Raw genomic sequence first — 17,183 nt, 5'->3', positions numbered from 1 at the left:
CATGCGCTCCCAGTTCCGCCGCCGGACGGCGGCGGTCGTCACCGCTGTCGCCGTCCTGGCGGGCTGCGCCGGCAACGCGCCCGCAGCCGCCCCCGCCCCCGCCGGACCTCCGGCGGCGGCGAACGACACCGTGCGCTACGCGGCGCCCGGCTCCCCGTCCAACGCCGTCACCGACCCGCACGGCCTGCTGCCGGGGGAGAGCGACATGGTCAGGATGGCCCTGACCTACGACGTCCTCACCGTCCCCGGCGCCGACGGCTCCACGCGGCCGCGCCTTGCGACCGAGTGGCGGCCCGACAAGACCCTGACCAGGTGGCGGATCACCGTCCGCGACGACGCGACGTTCTCCGACGGCCGTCCGGTCAGGGCCGCCGACGCGCTGTTCTCGCTGCGCCGCATGGGGGAGAAGGCGGCGGAGAACTTCGGCCGCATGGCCATGTTCGACCTCGGCGCCTCCAAGGTGATCGACGACACCGCCTTCGAGCTGGTGACCAGGAAGCCCTACGCCGAGGTGGGCAGGGCGCTGGAGGGCGCCACCTTCGTGGTGCCGGAAGGCAGCGACGACTTCGGCGAGCCCGTGCCCGGCTCCGGCCCGTTCCGCCCGACCGCCAGGGGCGGGGCACAGGCCGTCGTGTACGAGCGGAACGACGACTGGTGGGGCCCCGCCCCGCCCTCCAGGTTCATCGAGGTGCGCGCCGTCCCCGATCCGCAGTCGCGCGCCCAGGCCCTGCTGTCCGGTCAGGTCGACCTGGCCGGCGGCGTGCCCGCCACGCTGGCGAAGCAGCAGGAGGGCAACAGCGCGGTACGCCTGCTCCGCAGGCCGGGCGCCACGCTCTACCCCCTGGTCATGCGGATGGACACCGAGCCGTTCGACGACCACCGGGTCCGCGAGGCCGTCCGGCTCGCGCTGGACCGCCGGCAGCTCCTCGACACCGTCTTCCTCGGGTACGGCGAGATCGGCAACGACCTCATCACCCCCAAGGACGCCTCCAGCCCGCGGGACCTGCCCCAGCGCACCCGCGACCTCGGCCGGGCCAGGAAGCTCATGGCCGACGCGGGACTGGCCGGCGGCGTCGACCTCACCCTGCACACCACCACCGCCTACCCGGGCATGGACAGCGCCGCGACCCTGATCTCCCAGCAGCTCGCCGGCATCGGGATCCGGGCCGAGGTCAGCCTGGAGCCGGCCGACACGTACTTCTCCGAGATCTACGGGCGCAAGCCGTTCTACCTCAGCTACCTGGGCGGCATCCCGTTCCTCGACGTGGTCAGGGTGGCGCTCACGCCCGGCTCGCCCACCAACGAGACGGCCTGGAAGGACCCCGCCTGGTTCGCCGGCCTGGACGAGGCCCTGGCCGAGGCGGACGACGCCAGGCGGAGCTCCCTCCTGGCGGACCTGCAGACCGAGCTGCGTGACCAGGGCGGCTACGCGGTCTGGGCGCTGAGCGACCGGCTCGACCTCGCCAGGGCCGGGCTGAGCGGCGTGCCCGAGGGGATCGGCTTCGCCTCGGCGTTCATCGACCAGGTGAGCCTGGACGGCTGAGGTGTTCCAGCTCCCACGGCCGGCCGGCGTGCCGGTCAGAGCGGCGCTGCTGCTGGCCGCCGCCTCCGTGGTGATCTTCCTGTGCACGGCGGCGCTGCCCGGCGACGCGGCCGACGTCCTCGGCGGCGGCCGCGCCACCGCCGAGGAGCTCGCCCGGTTGCGCGCCGAACAGGGGCTCGATCGTCCCTTGCCCGTCCGCTACCTGGACTGGCTGTCGGGAGTGCTGACCGGCGAGCCCGGGGTCTCGCTCATCACCGGCCGGCCGGTCGCCGAGCTCGTCGCCGAGCGGGCCGCGGTGACCCTGGCCCTGGCCGTGGCGGCGCTGGCGCTCGGCCTCCCGCTCACGACGGCACTGGCCTGGGCCGCCGTCCGAGGGCCCCGATGGGCGCGGCCTGCCGTGAACACGCTGATCGTCACCGGTGCGGCGCTGCCCCAGGCCGTGGTGGCGGCCGCGCTCGTCGCCTGGCTGTCGACGGCCTGGGGGGCGTTCCCCCCGGTGTCGATGCTGCCGGCCGGCGAGCCGCCGTGGCACCGGCCTGACCTGCTCGTGCTCCCCGTCCTCACGCTGGCGCTGCCGACCGCCGCGTACGGCGCCGCCCTCCTGCGCGGGGCGATCGCCGACGTGGTCGCCCAGCCGTACGTGCGCGACGCGGAGCTCCGCGGCCTGTCACCCGTCACGGTCCTGTTCCGGTACGTGCTGCCGATGGTCGCCGCGCCTGCCACCCGACTGTTCGCGGTGCTCCTCGGCGGGCTCGTGGCGGGGACGGCGGTGGTGGAGATCCTGTTCGGCCTGGCCGGGCTGGGCGAGCTGCTGGTGACCGCCATCTCGACGCGGGACGTGCCCGTCGTCCAGAACGTCGCCCTGCTCGCCGCGGCCGTCGTGGTCGCCGGGCTGCTCGTCGCCGACGCGGCCGCGCCTGAGGCGGTCCGTTCGTGAGGCGCCGCACCGCCGGCGCCCTCGCCGCGTGGGCGGGCGCCGCCGTCCTGGTGGCGCTCGGCGGCCGGGCCCTGACCGGACACGACCCGGCGGCCGTCGGGGCGACACCGTGGGCGGGCCCCGAACCCGGGCTGCCGCTGGGCGCCGACGGGCTGGGCCGCGACGTGCTGTCCCGGGTCCTGGCCGGTGGGCAGGACCTGACCCTGACCGCGCTGGCCGCCGCCCTGACCGCCTCCGCCCTGGGGGTCGCGGGCGGCCTGTGGGCGGGATGGAACCGCGGCCGGCTCTCACGAGCCGCCGCCGCGACAGCGGACCTGCTGCTGGCGCTGCCTCTCCTGCTGCTGGCGCTGCTCGCGGTGGTCGCCCTGCCGGGACCGGCGGCGGTGATCGCCGGCACCGTCCTCGGCGGCACGCCGCTGACCCTGCGGGTGGTCGCCGACGCCACCGCGGGGGCCAGGCACGCGGGATACGTCGAGGCGGCGCTGGCACGCGGCGAACGGGGGGCGTCCGTGCTGATGCGCGAAGTCCTCCCGGCGCACGCCGGGATCATCGGCGCCGACCTGGCCCAGCGGTTCGTGCTGTCCGTGCAGCTCGCCGTCGCGCTCAACGTGCTCGGCTTCGGGCCGGCGCCGCCCGCGCCGGACTGGGCCGCCATGCTCCGCGAGAACCTGCCGGGCCTCGGACTCAACCCCGCGGCGACGATCGTGCCCGCGCTGGCCCTGGCGGTCCTGACGGGCAGCTTCGCGGCCCTCTCCCACGCCCTGACCAGCCGGGACGGCGCCCCGTGAGCGGCCGGGGGCTGACCGTCCGCGGCCTGACCGTCGTCGGCGGGCCCGGAACGCCCGTCGTGTCCGGGCTGGACCTGCGCGTCCTCCCCGGGGAGGTGCTGGCCTTGACCGGCCCCTCCGGATCCGGCAAGACGACCGTGCTGCGCGCCGTGCTGGGTACGCTCCCCGACGGGCTGACGCGTACGGCCGGGGTGATCGAGTGGCACGGGACTCCCGTACGGGCGCCGCGACGCTGGCGGCGGCGGACCGCCGGCTTCCTCGGCCAGGACCCGGCCTCGGCGCTGCACCCCCTGAGGGACGCGCGAGCCTCGGTGGGCGAGGCCCTGCCCGGAGCCGCGCGGGTGAGCGGAGCGGAACGGGCGCTCGCCGGGGTCGGCCTGGACCCGGCCGCCATCGGCCACCGCCGCCCCCACCAGCTCTCGGGCGGCCAGGCACAACGCGTGGCGCTCGCCCGCGCTCTGGCCGCCGACCCCGAGCTGCTCGTCCTCGACGAGCCCACCAGCGCGCTGGACCCCACGGCGCTCGGCCTCGCACTGGACCTGGTACGCCGACGCCGCGGCGACGGCCGGTCCGTGACGCTCGTCGTCTCGCACGACGCGGGCGTGGTGACCGGGCTGGCCGACCACGTCGTCCGGCTCGGCGCGGAAAGGGCCCGGGCTCGTCCCGCTGGGCGCGGCCGCGTGCGCGTGGCCGGGCAGTCACCGGTGACGCTGCGGGTGCGCGGGATGACCCTCGCGCAGCCGCCCGGCGGCCCGCCGCTGCTCTCGGACGCCGGCCTCACCGTGGCGGCGGGGGAGTCCGTGGCGGTGCTCGGCGCGTCCGGCAGCGGCAAGAGCACGCTGCTGCGCGCCCTGGCCGGGCTGCACCCCGTCGAGCACGGCCACGCCACCGTGCTCGGCGCACCGCTTCCCTGGGCGGTGGCGGACCGGGACCCGGCCGCCCTGCGCGCGCTCGCCCTCGTCGGCCAGAACCCCGTGGCCGCGCTCAACCCGGCGCGCACGGCCGGAGCGGCACTGCTGCGTCCCCTGCGGACCCTGCGCGGACTCTCCCGGCAGGAGTCCCGTACGGAAGCACTCCGGCTGCTGGCCGCCGTCGGCCTGCCTGGGGAACTGGCGCGCCGCCGTCCCGCCGCGCTGTCCGGCGGGCAACGCCAGCGAGCCGCGCTCGCCAGGGCGCTGGCCGGGGGCCCGGCCGTCCTGCTGGCCGACGAGATCACCGCCGCCCTCGACGACCGGACCGCCGACCTCGTCCTCGACCTGATCGACACGCTGCGCCGCGACACCGGCCTGGCGGTCCTGACCGCCACCCACGACCCTCTCGTGGCCGCCCGCGCCGACCGCGTGCTGCGGATCGAAGCGGGCCGGCTGCACGACTGCCCTTCCCCGCCACCGCCCTTCCCGCCACTGTCCTGCCCCCCTGCCTGTCCCACCACGACGACCGGAGGCCACCCGTTGACGCCCGATGAACTCCTGCTCGCCCACCCGTGGATCGCCCGCGTCGACCACACCCGCGACGGCGGCCTCGTGGTCACCGCCGACCCCGCGGCGCTGACCGTACGGCACGAGCCCGGACACCCGCCCGTCCTGGGCGACCTGGTGGCCGAGCACCTCGAACACTGGGGCGAGGTCTACGACTGGACCTACCGCTCCGGCCGGGACACCGGCCGGCCGGACCTCGACCTGTCCGGCTGGCGCGCCACGGACACCGGCGAGCCGCTGCCCGCCGGCCACATGGCGGAATGGGCCGACCACACCGCCGAGCTCGTGCTCCGGCACCGGCCGTCCCGGGTGCTGGAGCTCGGCTGCGGCACCGGGATGCTGCTGCACCGCCTCCACCCCCACCTCAAGGGGTACGTGGGGACCGACCTCGCCGAGCCGGTCGTGGCCCGCCTCGGCGGGCTCGGGCTGCCCGGCGTCAAGGTCGTACGGGCCGCCGCGCACGAGATCAACGGCGAGGCGGTCCGCGTCTCCCTGGCCGGCCTCGGCGACCGGCCCGACTGCGTGCTGCTCAACTCCGTCACCCAGTGCTTCCCGAGCGTGCAGTACCTGGCCGCCGTGCTGCGCGACGCGATCGACGCCGTGACCCCCGGAGGGACCGTGATCGTCGGCGACGTACGCCACTCCGGGCTGCTGGGAGAGCACTGCCGACGCCTGGAACCGACGGCGGACGCGGCGGAGCAGCGCGCCGCGGCCGACACCGAGCTGCTGTTCGACCCGGTGACGCTGGCCGCTGCCGCCGCCCGTTCGAACCGGAGCGTCACCGTCAGCCTCCACGCCAAGACCCTGACGGCCGACACCGAGCTGACCCGGTACCGGTTTGACGCCGTGCTGCACGTGGACGCGCCGGCCGGCCCGGCCGCCCCCGTGCGCGCCTGGGACGAGCTGGGGCCTGATCACGCGGCCGCGCTGGCCGCGCTGGCGGCCGGGGACGGTCCCGTCCGGGTGACGGGCATCCCCAACCGCCTGCTCCGGCCCGTTCCGGGAGCGGAGTCGGGCGCGAGCCTGCGCGCGGTGCTGGAGGGCACGGACAGCGCCGTGCTCCTCGATCCCGCCGACCCGGCGTTCTTGCAGGTCGCGGTGCCTTCGGAGGCTGCCGCCCTGCCTGTCGACGCGCTGGCCGGGGCAGGCATGCCGCACGAGCCGCTGGGCGCGTTCGCCCGCGCGAGGCTCGTCGAGGTGGCCAAGCGAGAGCTCCGCCGCGCCGGGCTGCCGGTCCCCGCCGAACTCGCCGCGCGGGTCCCCGACGGCGCCGGCCGGGACGCCGTCAGCCTGGCCGAGGACGCCGCGGAGGCAGACCGCGCCGGACGCCTCGCGCTCGCGCGGACCGGCAGAACGGGAGCGCGCCTGCCCGCCGATCGGGCCGCGCAGCCGGTGCCCGACGCCGCGCTCGCCCACCTCCCGGCCGCGGTCCGGACCTTCGACGAGATCGCCCTGCGGGCACTGCTCACGCTGATGAGCGACGTCCTGCCCCCGGGGACGGCACGGACGGCCGGGGAAGTCGTCGCAGCGCTCGGCACGGCGCCACGGCATGCGTGGATCGTCGGACGCTGGCTGGAGGTCCTCACCGCGGAAGGGCTCCTGCGCCGCGACCCCGGCGGCCGGTACGCGGCCACGGCCGGGCCGGACCCGACCCGGGACGACGGCGGCGACCTCGAACGCGCCTGCGCCGCGCTCGGGTACCCGGACGAGATGGCGGTCTTCTTCCGCACCGCCCTGGCTCACCTGCCCGAGCTGCTGCGGGACGAGATCCCGGCCCAGGCGCTGCTCTTCCCCGACGGCGACCTGCTCACCTCGCTCAGCAAGGACCAGCACAACGTCAGCAACACCTATCTGAACGCCGCCCTGGGACACGTCCTCGCCCGCGCCGCGGCCACCCGCGCGAGGCCGCTGCGAGTCGTGGAGCTCGGAGGCGGAGCGGGCGGAAGCACCGCCGCCGCGCTGGACGGGCTCGCGGACGCGGAGGCGGACTACCTGTTCTCCGACGTGTCGAGGTTCTTCACCACGGCGGCCGAGGACCGGTTCGGCGACCGGCTCCGCTACGCGCTGCTGGACGTCAACGCCGACCTCGTCGCCCAGGGGGCGCGGCGCGCCGGCGCCGACGTGGTGATCGCCGCCAACGTCCTGCACTGCGCGCGGAACGCGGGACGGTCGCTGCGCTGGATGGGGGAGCTGCTGGCGCCCGGCGGCCTGCTGGTGGTGACCGAGGCGATCCGCGAGCACTACCTGGTGCTCGCCACGATGCAGTTCCTCATGTCACCGCGCGAAGGGGAGCCGGACCTCGGCGTGGGAGACCGGCGAGGCGGTACGGGCCGCGTCTTCCTCACCGGCGGCGAGCTGCCCGCCGAACTGGCCGAGGCGGGGCTGCGCCCGATCCTGGAACTGCCCGGGGCCGCCTCGCCGCTGGCCGCCCCGGCACAGCACCTGTTCGTCGCCGCAAAGCTCTGAACCGGGGCGGGGGCGGGAATCCGCCCCCGCCGCTCAGCCCAGCGCCACCGGCAGCCCGGCACGGAACAGCTCCTGCTCCAGCCACACGGCCGCCCGCACGCCGTCGGCGGCGCTCGGCCCCACCAGCGTCACCGGATCCGGCACCGCCTTCAGATGAGCCGCGTCCCCGGCCGCGTAGACACCGGCGACGCTGGTCCGGCCGTACTCGTCCACCTCGACACAGCCGTCCGGCAGCAGCTCGCAGCCGAGCTGCACGGCCAGCCCGGTGTTCGGGCGGGTGGGGGCGCGGTGGTAGACGGCCTCGCGCGCCAGCGTCGTCCCGTCGGCGAAACGCAGGATCAGCGCGTCCAGATCGCCGTCGACGCCCGTGAGCGGCGTCTCCTTCACCGGGACGCCCCGGGCCTTGAGGACCGCGGCGACGGGCTCCGGCATGGCGGCGGGACCGTTCGTGCACAGGACCACGTCGTCGCTGTAGCGGTCGGCGACGTAGGCCGCGAGCATCGCGTCGGGGCCGTTGCCGATGACGGCGAGCACCTTGCCGTTCGTCTCGTAGCCGTGGCAGAAGGGGCAGTGGAAGACGCTCCTGCCCCACCGCTCGGCCAGCCCCGGAACGTCGGCGGGCTGGTCGGTCAGCCCGCTCGTCAGCATCAGGCGGGACGTCTCGACGCGTTCCCCGTCCGCTTCGCCGCCCGTTTCACCGTCCGTCAGGGTCACCGTGAAGCGGCCCGGCTCGCCCTCCGCCGAGGTGACGCGTCCCTGCCGGAACTCGACCGTCGGGTACGCCGCGAGCTCGGCCCGCCCGTCGGCCAGCAGGCGCGCCGGGGAGCCGCCGTCCCTGCCGAGGTACATGTGCATCTCCGCGGCGGGGGCGTTGCGGGGCCGTCCGGCGTCCACCACGAGGACACGGCGGCGCTGGCGGCCCAGCACCAGCGCCGCGCTGAGCCCCGCCGGGCCGCCGCCGACCACGATCACTTCGTACATCACGCGTCTCCTCTGCTGATGAGGTACATGCCGAGTTCGGCCGGGCCGGTGCGGGCGGGCCTGAGGCCGTGCCGGGCGAGCTCCGTCGTGAGCCGCCGCTCGTCGAGGACCCACCAGGCGTAAGTCGCGGTCACCTCGTCGGCCAGGCGGCCGTCGTGGTGGGTGCGGTAGGTCATGTGCCAGGTGACGCGGTCCGGGCCGGCGGGCTCGGCGCGGGCCCAGCCCTCGTAGCGGCGTCGTCCCAGGCGTACGTCGGCGGACCGGGTCTCCGGCACCACCTCCGGTGTGGCAGGCGGCTGGAGGTTGAGCACCGCCAGGCCGCCGGGGACGAGACGCTCGGCGAGCAGCGCCCAGATCCGCTGCCGGCCGGCCGGGTCGAAGTGGCCGAGGACGTTCATGGCGACGACGGCGCCGAGCCGGTGCGGCAGGTCGGCGTCGAGCAGCCCCTCCGGCAGCACGGTCACCCGGTCACGCAGCTCGGCGGCCTCGTTCACCCGGGCCAGCAGGACGGACCGCAGCCCCGGCGACGGCTCGACGGCCACGATCTCACCGTCGCACGCCTTGGCGATCACCCGGGTCCCGTGCCCGCCGCCGGCGCCCACGTCCACGACCGGATCGGTGACCCCGCGCAGCGCCTCCTCCAGCGGCGGCCCCAGGACCGCCCAGTGCGGAGCCATCATCACGTCGATGAACTCCGCTGATCGCTCGTACTCGTCGGGCACGCGCACCTCTTCATTTTGTAGTGATAATCATAATCATTTCATGAGACTATGAAGAGGTGGAAGTGATCGTCAAGAGCCGGGCGTCAGCGCCAGTGGAGATCTCCGATCAGCGCCGACTCCGCGCCGCCGTCGGCGAAGATGACCTGGCCGGTGACGAAGCGGTTGTCCGCGCCGGCGAGCCAGCAGATGAGCTCGCCGACCCACTCCGGCCGCCCGGGGAAGCCGCCGAACGGTTGCGGCGCCGCGGCTTCCACGGCGGTGCGCACGTCCTCGCTCGCGAGGATCCAGGAGGCCGCGGGCGTGTCGACGACGCCGGGCGCGACGGCGTTCAGGGCGATGCCGGCTCCCGCCCATGCGGGCGTCGGGGCGACCCTGCGCACCCAGCGGTTCAGCGCGCGCTTGGCGATGCCGTAGGCGCCGGCAGCGCCGCCGCCGGACGGGGCCGCGGCGGCGTAGGCGACGGCCGCTGCTTCGTCGCCGTCGAGACACGCCCGCACCACGCGCTCGTCCGCGGGCGCCAGCGAGGAGGTCGACGACACGGCCACGGCTCGGGGCGCCTCGCTCCGCGCCAGCAGCGGCCGGAGCCCTTCGAGCGTCGCCACCGCGCCGAAGTAGTTCGTCTCCAGGAGCCCCGTCCTGCCGCCCCCGGCGACGGCGAGCACCGCGTCGACGGGCCCGCGCTCGGTCACCTGGCCGACCAGCGACCGGCGGCCGTCGGGCGTGGACAGGTCGGCCTCGATATCGGCGTCGGCGAGGTCGCAGCCGATGACCTCGGCGCCACGCTCGCGGAGCATCGCCGCGGTCACCGCGCCGATGCCCGATGCCGAGCCGGTCACCACGTACCGCCGTCCCGCAATCCCTGCACAGGTCATTGCCACTCCTCGTGTTTCGTAGGCGTCATGCGGTCGTGCCGCGGTCGAAGAGTTCGACGAGTTCATCGGCGCACGGATCGGGGGCGAGCCCGGCGGCGAGGAGCGGAGCCGTGCTGTCGATCGAGGCTCGCAGCGCCGCCGCCATGACCTGCGGATCGAACGGGCGGAAGGCGCCGCTGCGCTGCCCTTCGGCGAACAGGCCGGCCAGCCGGTTCTGCGATGCGACGTGGTGATGCTCCCAGGCGCCTGCGCCGCCGTTGAGGAGGATCTGCTGGAGCGCCCGCATCTGCGGCGAGTGGCTCGCGATGTACGCCACGTTCGCCCGGATGACGGTGGCGAGCTGTTCGCGGGCGCCGGTCACGCCGTCAAGGGCGGCCCGCATGCAGGCCTCGGAGTCGGCGACGACGTGATCGGCGACGGCCGCGAACAGCTCGTCCTTGCTGGAGAAGTGGTACGTGATCAGCCGCTTGCTGCTGAGCCCGGCCTCCTTGCAGATGGCCTCGAACGTGGCGGCCTGGTAGCCGCCCTCGGCCAGGAGCGTGATCGCGGCACGGGTGATCTGCTTCCTGCGAGCCGCGGTCGCCTCGTGATGGGTGGTCATGGTTGACCGTCTTTGTTATCCACACGGATAACATTATCCGAGCGGATAACACCTGGCAACTGTCTTCCGAAGCCGGCCGAGCCGCGTCACCGGACGGTCTCGCACGCCGGCGCCGTCACCGGTCGCGGGCTCCTGCGCCCGGCCGTCCTGACCGCGATCCAACCGGTGAGCGCCAGCGCGAGCACGGCGGGGACGAGCGCCCAGGCCGCGAGGTCAGCCGGGCCGGTGCCGGCGGTGAGAAGCGCGCCGCCGAGCGCCGCGCCGGCCGCGGAACCCAGGTACATCGCCGCCATCTGGAACGCGATGATCGGCATCGCCTGCGCGGGCCGGTCCGCCGTGAGCGCCTGCTGGAGCGTCGGCACACTGGCCCAGCCGGCCGCGCCCCAGACCGTCGCGGCGGCCAGCCACGCCCCGGGCGAGGCCGAGAGCCAGGCCACGGCGAAGCTCAGTGCCAGCAGGGCCGGCATCGCGACCAGCAGCGGCCTGGGGCCGTAGCGGTCGAGCGGCCTGCCGATCAGCGCGGACCCGGTGACGCCGCCGATGCCCCACGCCCACACCAGGGCGAAGCCCCACGCGCCCAGGCCGCGGTCCTCCGCCATCGGCAGCAGGTACGTGTAGAGCCCCAGGCTCGCGACGCCGAGCAGGAAGGCGGCCACGACGCCGGCGCTGGTTCGTCCCGCGCGCAGGACCTTGAACACGGGCTCGCCGGACGCCGCGTCGAGCCGCGGGAGCGTCCTGGCGCGCAGGGCGAGGGCCGCCATGCTGACCACGCCGATGAGCACCACCAGGGTCATGGTCCAGCGCCAGCCGGCGCCCTGGCCGATGAGCATCCCGACCGGCACGCCCGCCACGGTGCCCGTGGACAGCCCGAAGGTCACCATGGCCATGGCGCGGCCCCGCTCATGGCCGGCGACCATCGCGGCGGCCGTCGCCGTCGCCACCGCGGTGAGGATGCCGGCGCCCGCACCCGCGACGGCGCGCGAGGCCAGGAACACCTCGATCCCGGGGGCGACCGTCGTGGCGAGGTTCCCCAGGTTGAACACCCCGAGCGCGATCAGCATGGCCCGCGCCGTGCTGCCACGGGTCAGGCGCCCCGACAGCAGCGGCCCGGCGACGGCGTAGGCGGCGGTGAACGCGGTGACGCCCAGGCCGATCATCGCCACCGTGGCCCCCAGCGAGCCGGCGATGGACGGAAGCACCCCGGCCAGGACGTAGGCGTCGATCCCGAGCGCGACGGCGGCGGCGACGAGCGGCCAGACACGGCGGATCATGCGTCATCGTCCTCGTAGCCGGCGAGCACGGTGCCGAGCAGGCCGGGGAACCGGGCTTCGAGGTCCTCGTCCCGGAGTCGGATCATGCACTTACGGCCCTCGGCGCGTACGAACACGACCCCGGACTCGCGCAGCAGGCTCGTGTGATGGGTCAGCGTCGAGCGCGGCAGGTCCGGGCCGAGGTCGATGCTGTCGACCTCGCCCCGCTCCGCGAGCATCCGCACCATGTTCAGCCGCAGCGGCTCGCTCAGGGCGAAGAGCACGCGCGGGATCGCGATCTCGTCGATCGCCGGGTGCTCGTAGGTCCGTGGAGGCATGGGGCGTCTCCTATCGTTTGAAAATAGTCGCACAATGATTGTGCGGGAATTCTCGCACGATCGACCAACGCCCAGCAAACCGCCCCTACCTTGCGGAGGATTCGCTTCTCGTCGAGGCGGCGGCCGAAGCTCATGACCTCTCCTGGCCGGTGTGCCTGTGATCCGTAGTTGGCGGCTGTGAAACGACAGGTGGCGGACGTTGGTTGTTGCAACGTCACCTTGATCGACTCTGGTAGCGCTGGCCGATCCTGCGGGCTCACACTGCGCCACCGGAACCGCTCCCAGATCCCGGATCGCGCACACCACCTCGACGCCCGAAGTCCGCCGAGCACCCGTCCACCGCCGGGCCCGGTCGGGCCGCAACGCCAGACGGCCACGCTCCGCCTCGCCGACCCCGAAGGCCAGAAACAACTCATCCAGCCCACAGCGATCCGACCGCACCAACCCCGAGTCGCGCAGAGTCACTGACAAAGCACAGCATGTCGTGCAGAAATCGGCGGCCCCTACGCTGTCGATGATTCCGAGCCGAGATCAACTGGCGGCGTATAGGTGATTGTGCAGAGGCAAGCACGCCCTGAGGGCGTGGACCGGGGCGGCGGCATGCGAACGGTCAGGATCGGGCCGGACCCAGCCGCCGGGTGAGGAACTGCTCAAACGTCAGCAGTTCCGGATGCCGTCGGCGCAGGTCCGAGATGTCGGCCTGGTAGCCCTCTTCGGCGAACCATTCGAACATGCGCTCATCTATCGGCAGCGCCTCGAATCTGGTCGGAGTTCCGGTGACACGCTCATAGGTCTCCGCGACTTCGGGGAAGGTGAGCTCGTCGCCGGCTAGTTCGACCTGCCGGCCGATGAACTGTCCGGGGTTGTCGAAGGCATCGGCGGCGAAGATCCCGATGTCGTCGGTGGCGATGAGCTGCATCGGCTTGTCCGGCTTGACCGGCAGTGCCAGGAGTCGCTCGCCGTCGGCGTTGGCGTAGTGCAGGAGATTGTTCATGAAGAACACCGGCCGCAGGATGGTGGCGGGCACGCCGAGGGTCAGGATGTGCCGCTCGATCTCGGCCTTGCTTTCGAAGTGATCGATGCCGGTCTCGCGTTCGGCGCCGCCCACGGAACTGTAGACCAGGTGGGCGACGCCGCTGTTGTGGGCGATGTCGGCCACGGTCTTGCCTTGGCGTACCTCGGCAGCCAAGGTCTCGGGCTCGTAGGCCAGCGCCTGGACGCTGAACACGCCGTGTACGCCGCTCATCGCCTCGCGCAAGGAGTCGGGGTTGTCGAACTCGCCCTGAACCAGCTCCGCGCCCTGCTCGCGCAGCGCTTGCGCTGCGGGCTTGCGCGGATCACGGACGAGCGCGCGGACGGTCCAGCCGCGGGCCAGCAGTTGGCGGGCGGTGGCTCCGCCCTGGTTGCCGGTGGCACCGGTGACGAGAACAACTCGGGAAGCAGACATGGTCAGGTAACCGCCTCTTACTCGGAGCGTTTTGCTCCGAGTAATGTAGCCCGGAGCGGAACGCTCCGCAATCGGTATCCTGGATCCATGTCCGACCCCGTGACTCGCCGCAAACGAGGCCCGCAGGCCTTGGCGGCCCGCAACGACCAGGCGCTGATCGAGGCCGCCCGCCACGTGTTCACCACTCAGGGCTTCGACGCGCCGGTATCAGCCGTCGCCGAGCATGCGGGCGTGGGCATGGGCAGCCTCTACCGCCGCTACCGCACCAAGGAAGAACTCCTCCAACGGTTGTGCGTCGACTCGATGGAACGCGTCGCGGCCGCTGCCCAGGGCGGCCTGGCTCACGAGGACCCCTGGCAGGGACTGGCCCACTACATCCAGCAATGCGTGGCCTTCGGCTTCGGCATCCTGGCCCCGCTGGCCGGCGCCATCGACGTCACGCCCGAGATGCAGCAGGCCAACCAGCGAGCCCAGCACTTGGCCGACGAACTCACCGCCCGTGCCCACCGCGCCGGAGTACTCCGAACCGACGTAAACACCATGGACATCTTCCTGCTCATCGGCCAGTTCAGCCGCACCACCCCAGCTCCGCCCGGACGAGCCGAGGAAGAGATCCGCTCCCGGCTGCTGGCCATCGCCCTGGACGGCTTGAAGGCCCACAACACCGGCCCGCTGCCCGGCAAACCATCCAGCGTGCAGCACTACCAGACCCTCTGGGACGCCAGACGAACACAGCCCTGATGACGGCATGCCCGCCACGGCGAGCGTTCCCCGATCACACCACCCCCACGGCCGCCGACCGGTCCGACAGGCCCGACCAATTGATCTTCCGGGTATCGCCGACCACGCGCATCACCCTGCGCGTTTGCCCGTACTGCCTATGTACGTCTGCCTGTGCGCCGACATCAACGTCCGCCACCTGTCGTTCACAACCGCCAACTACGGATCACAGGCACAGCCGGAGGATTCGGCGGCCCGGGGTCAGGTCCAGGCCATGACCAGCTGCGTGTGGCGCTTGCGGAAGATGCGGCCGACAGCGGGGGCGGGCAGGACGGCGCTCGCAGGGTGGAGGGTGAAGACAGGACCCGGGTGGTCTCGCCGGCAGCGGTCCCACGTCCGTACGTGATCGTGCAGTTGCCGGGCGAGCCCGGCGCCGTCGCGGCCGTATCCGCAGGCGCCGAACTCCCAGCGTGACGTGCCGGTCCTGTCGCTGGACGGCTCGCGGAGCGTGAGGTAGGCGAAGCTGTCGTGGGTGATCAGCGCGGGGCAGTACCAGCGCATGGCCGGTTGGATGAGGCCGCAGTCGCGGTCGGGGTCCTGCCAGAACATGCCGAACCGCTCGTCGCTGGTGGCGATCCACAGGTGCATCGAATCGAAGGGCTGCCCAGCGGCGACACTGACGCCGGTCCACAGCTCGGTGCGGTCGCCGTCCAGCGCCTGGTCCAGCTCGGCGGCGTCGAGTGCGGGGCCGCTTTCCAGGGTCAGCCTGACGGCGCCGCCGGCCAGGACGGGTTCCTGGTCGGGCAGCTTGCCGGCGCCCTGGCAGGGGACGAAACCGCAGACCTTCGGGTTGAGCCCGAGGAAGTGATCTCCGTCACGGACGAAGGTGAACGAGCGGCTGATGGTGGAGAAGCGCAGCGGGACGATCATCCGGCCGCCCGGGGCGAGCAGATGCGTCCACGGGACATCCCAGACGCCGACAGTGACGATGATCGCGTCGAAGCCGCCACTGGGAGCGTGCCGCTCGGCGGCATGTTCGGCGTCGCCCAGGACGACCCGCACCCGGTCATGGCCGGTGCGGGCCAGGAAGCGGCCGGCGCGCTCGGTGACGAAGGGGTCGATGTCGATGGTGACGACCAGCCCGTCGGGTCCGACGATCTCGGCGATCAGGGCCGCGTTGTAGCCGCCGGAGCCGATCTCCAGGACACGCGCGCCCGGGCGGAGCTGTGCCGCTTCGAGCATGTCGGCCTGCAACCAGGGCGCGCTGATCGAGCTCGTGGCTCTGCCGTTGTGATCGCGCTTGGTGACGACAACGTCGTGGGCCGAGTAGATCACGCCGAGCGGCGCCTCCGGAGCGAACCGCTCACGCGGCACAGTGGCGAAGGCCGCTTCGACCTCGGGGGAGCGGATCCAGGCGCCTTGCTTGAGCTCGGCGACCATGTCGGCTCGCAGGCGATCGGCGGACTGCGACGGCGGAGGGTCGGTGGCCACCGCAGCGAGAATAGCCAGGGGCAACGGTCCGTGCCGGGGATTCGCGGGATCGGCGCCGGGGTCGGCGGTCGTCTTGGCGCCGGGGGCGGTTCGGTCAGGTGCCGGGTGCGTGGTCGAGTGCGGCTGCGTAGGCGTCCTGCATGCGCGCTGTGATGGTGGGGCCGTCCGGTGCGGGCTTCAGGCGCGCCTCGGGTCCGAGGTGGGTTTCGCGGAGTTCGTCCATGAACGCCTCCAGGGCCGACTCGCCGCCGGCGGCGAGGACCTGCCCGCGGGCCGCGTACTCCTCGGCGACCGGGAGGTGCCGGGTTCCCCAGGCGCCGAGCTGGGCGAAGACGGGCACCAGCTGGATCGCCGGCTCGGTCAGGCTGTAGACGACCTTCTGCTTGTGCGACGGGTCCTCGGCCTTGGTGAGCAGCCCGTGCTCGACGAGCACGGCGAGCCGGTCGGCGAGGATGTTGGAGGAGATCCGCTCCGGGCCGTTGAGCAGTTCACGGAAGTGCCGGGCGCCGGTGTAGATCACGTCGCGCAGGACCAGCAAGGTCCACCGGTCGCCGAAGATCTCCAGCGACAGGTTGATCGGACACCTCGACCGCGTGTCTTTCCGCACCACACCCACCTTCGAACTGGTTGCATGTTCGTATCAGTGTGGCCTAGGTTGGGCCGCGTAGCAAGTTGCAAAACGAGAGCAGTCTGAGGAGGCTCAGATGTCGCTGGACAATCTGCCCGAGGTGGTTTCGCGCGAGGAGTGGCTCGCCGCCCGCAAGGAACTCCTGGCCAAGGAGAAGGAGCTCACCCGGGCCCGTGACCGGGTCAACGCCGAGCGGCGCCGGTTGCCGATGGTCCGGGTGGACAAGCCGTACACGTTCGACGGACCGGACGGGAAGGTGAGCCTGCTCGACCTGTTCGAAGGCCGGAGCCAGCTGCTGATCTACCACCTCATGTTCGCTCCCGACGCCGACGAGGCCTGCCCGGCCTGCTCGTTCTGGATCGACAACGTGGGCCGCCTCACCCACCTGCACGCCCGCGGCACGACGCTGGCGGCCGTCTCGCGAGCGCCGCTGGACAAGCTCCAGCGCTACAAGCGCCGAATGGGCTGGACGCTCCCGTGGTACTCGTCGTTCGGCAGCGACTTCAACTACGACTTCCACGTCAGCTTCGACGCCTCGATCACGCCCGTCGAATGGAACTACCAGGACTACGACCAGCTCGTGCGGGCGAACCCGGGCTGGGAGGGGTACACGGGCGAGGAGATGGGCGTGAGCGCCTTCCTGCGCCGCGACGGGGACATCTTCCACACCTATTCGTGCTTCGGGCGCGGCATCGACCTGCTCAACGGCACGTACAACTGGCTCGACCTCACCGCGCTCGGCCGTCAGGAGGACTGGGAGCAGCCGCCCGGCCGGGCCGACGGCCCGGCCATGAGCTGGCTGCACCGCCACGACGAGTACGATCCGGCCGCCATCGGCGGGGCGCACGGCCCACGGTGACCACGGCGACCTCACGACCGCCGCGCGGGTGCCGTCCTGCGCGGATCCCCCACCGAGAAAGG

15 protein-coding genes are annotated in these 17,183 nt (G+C 73.3%); 6 read left to right on the top strand and 9 right to left on the bottom strand.

Translation table 11 applies throughout. The features are described 5' to 3' along the window. The first annotated feature begins 1 nt into the window (after window position 1). From KME80_RS27450 to KME80_RS27435, 4 genes are read left to right on the top strand one after another with little or no spacing between them, the layout of a single operon-like run. On the top strand, window positions 2-1,543 hold the full coding sequence (locus KME80_RS27450) for an ABC transporter substrate-binding protein (RefSeq protein ID WP_219509213.1): 1,542 nt from the start codon (window positions 2-4) through the stop codon (window positions 1,541-1,543). Between the two features lies 1 nt (window position 1,544). Further along, window positions 1,545-2,480 (top strand): ABC transporter permease, encoded by a 936-nt coding sequence (locus KME80_RS27445; RefSeq protein ID WP_308125948.1) that lies wholly within the window; start codon window positions 1,545-1,547, stop codon window positions 2,478-2,480. Further along, window positions 2,477-3,268, top strand: a complete 792-nt coding sequence (locus KME80_RS27440) for an ABC transporter permease subunit (RefSeq protein ID WP_219509211.1) — start codon at window positions 2,477-2,479, stop codon at window positions 3,266-3,268. Before KME80_RS27445 ends, KME80_RS27440 begins: the two co-directional genes overlap by 4 nt. Beyond that, entirely contained in the window at window positions 3,265-7,212 is a 3,948-nt protein-coding gene (locus KME80_RS27435; protein WP_219509209.1) for an ATP-binding cassette domain-containing protein, read from the top strand. The genes KME80_RS27440 and KME80_RS27435 overlap by 4 nt, the downstream gene beginning before the upstream one ends. A 33-nt stretch (window positions 7,213-7,245) precedes the next feature. Here KME80_RS27435 and KME80_RS27430 read toward each other — a convergent pair whose 3' ends face one another. From KME80_RS27430 to KME80_RS27400, 7 genes are all read right to left on the bottom strand, one after another. Continuing rightward, window positions 7,246-8,193, bottom strand: coding sequence for an NAD(P)/FAD-dependent oxidoreductase (locus KME80_RS27430; protein WP_219509207.1), 948 nt, complete (start codon window positions 8,191-8,193; stop codon window positions 7,246-7,248). Then, on the bottom strand, window positions 8,193-8,921 hold the full coding sequence (locus tag KME80_RS27425) for a class I SAM-dependent methyltransferase (protein WP_219509205.1): 729 nt from the start codon (window positions 8,919-8,921) through the stop codon (window positions 8,193-8,195). The genes KME80_RS27430 and KME80_RS27425 overlap by 1 nt, the downstream gene beginning before the upstream one ends. A 77-nt stretch (window positions 8,922-8,998) precedes the next feature. Continuing rightward, window positions 8,999-9,787, bottom strand: coding sequence for an SDR family oxidoreductase (locus KME80_RS27420; RefSeq protein WP_219509202.1), 789 nt, complete (start codon window positions 9,785-9,787; stop codon window positions 8,999-9,001). Window positions 9,788-9,812: 25 nt separating this feature from the next. Continuing rightward, entirely contained in the window at window positions 9,813-10,388 is a 576-nt protein-coding gene (locus KME80_RS27415; RefSeq protein WP_219509201.1) for a TetR/AcrR family transcriptional regulator, read from the bottom strand. A gap of 86 nt (window positions 10,389-10,474) precedes the next feature. Continuing rightward, complete coding sequence (locus KME80_RS27410; protein WP_219509200.1) at window positions 10,475-11,659, bottom strand: MFS transporter; 1,185 nt, start codon at window positions 11,657-11,659, stop codon at window positions 10,475-10,477. After that, window positions 11,656-11,976 (bottom strand): ArsR/SmtB family transcription factor, encoded by a 321-nt coding sequence (locus KME80_RS27405; RefSeq protein WP_219509198.1) that lies wholly within the window; start codon window positions 11,974-11,976, stop codon window positions 11,656-11,658. The genes KME80_RS27410 and KME80_RS27405 overlap by 4 nt, the downstream gene beginning before the upstream one ends. Window positions 11,977-12,586: 610 nt before the next feature. Continuing rightward, window positions 12,587-13,423 carry an NmrA/HSCARG family protein gene (locus KME80_RS27400; RefSeq protein WP_219509196.1) on the bottom strand — a complete coding sequence of 279 codons (837 nt, stop codon included), beginning with the start codon at window positions 13,421-13,423 and terminating at the stop codon, window positions 12,587-12,589. 87 nt (window positions 13,424-13,510) lie between these two features. Between KME80_RS27400 and KME80_RS27395 the strand changes: the two genes are divergently transcribed. Beyond that, a complete protein-coding gene (locus KME80_RS27395; RefSeq protein WP_219509194.1) occupies window positions 13,511-14,164 on the top strand; it encodes a TetR/AcrR family transcriptional regulator in 654 nt (217 codons plus the stop codon). Window positions 14,165-14,404: 240 nt separating this feature from the next. Here the strand turns inward: KME80_RS27395 and fxlM are convergent, their stop codons facing one another. Both fxlM and KME80_RS27385 read right to left on the bottom strand, forming a co-directional pair. Then, window positions 14,405-15,634: a methyltransferase, FxLD system gene (gene fxlM, locus KME80_RS27390; RefSeq protein ID WP_219509192.1), complete on the bottom strand. Its 1,230-nt coding sequence runs from the start codon at window positions 15,632-15,634 to the stop codon at window positions 14,405-14,407. Window positions 15,635-15,728: 94 nt separating this feature from the next. Beyond that, the gene (locus tag KME80_RS27385) at window positions 15,729-16,241 is read right to left on the bottom strand and encodes a winged helix-turn-helix transcriptional regulator (protein WP_308125947.1); all 513 of its coding nucleotides are present in this window, start codon (window positions 16,239-16,241) and stop codon (window positions 15,729-15,731) included. A gap of 97 nt (window positions 16,242-16,338) precedes the next feature. On the opposite strand from KME80_RS27385, the gene KME80_RS27380 reads away from it, so the two are divergent. Then, window positions 16,339-17,121 (top strand): DUF899 domain-containing protein, encoded by a 783-nt coding sequence (locus KME80_RS27380; protein ID WP_219509188.1) that lies wholly within the window; start codon window positions 16,339-16,341, stop codon window positions 17,119-17,121. The last annotated feature ends 62 nt before the right edge of the window (window positions 17,122-17,183 follow it).

It is taken from the genome of Nonomuraea ceibae (assembly GCF_019396325.1).
GTDB lineage: Bacteria > Actinomycetota > Actinomycetes > Streptosporangiales > Streptosporangiaceae > Nonomuraea > Nonomuraea ceibae.
The sequence above is the reverse complement of the archived record's forward strand: the minus strand, read 5'-3'. Positions and strand labels throughout refer to the sequence as shown.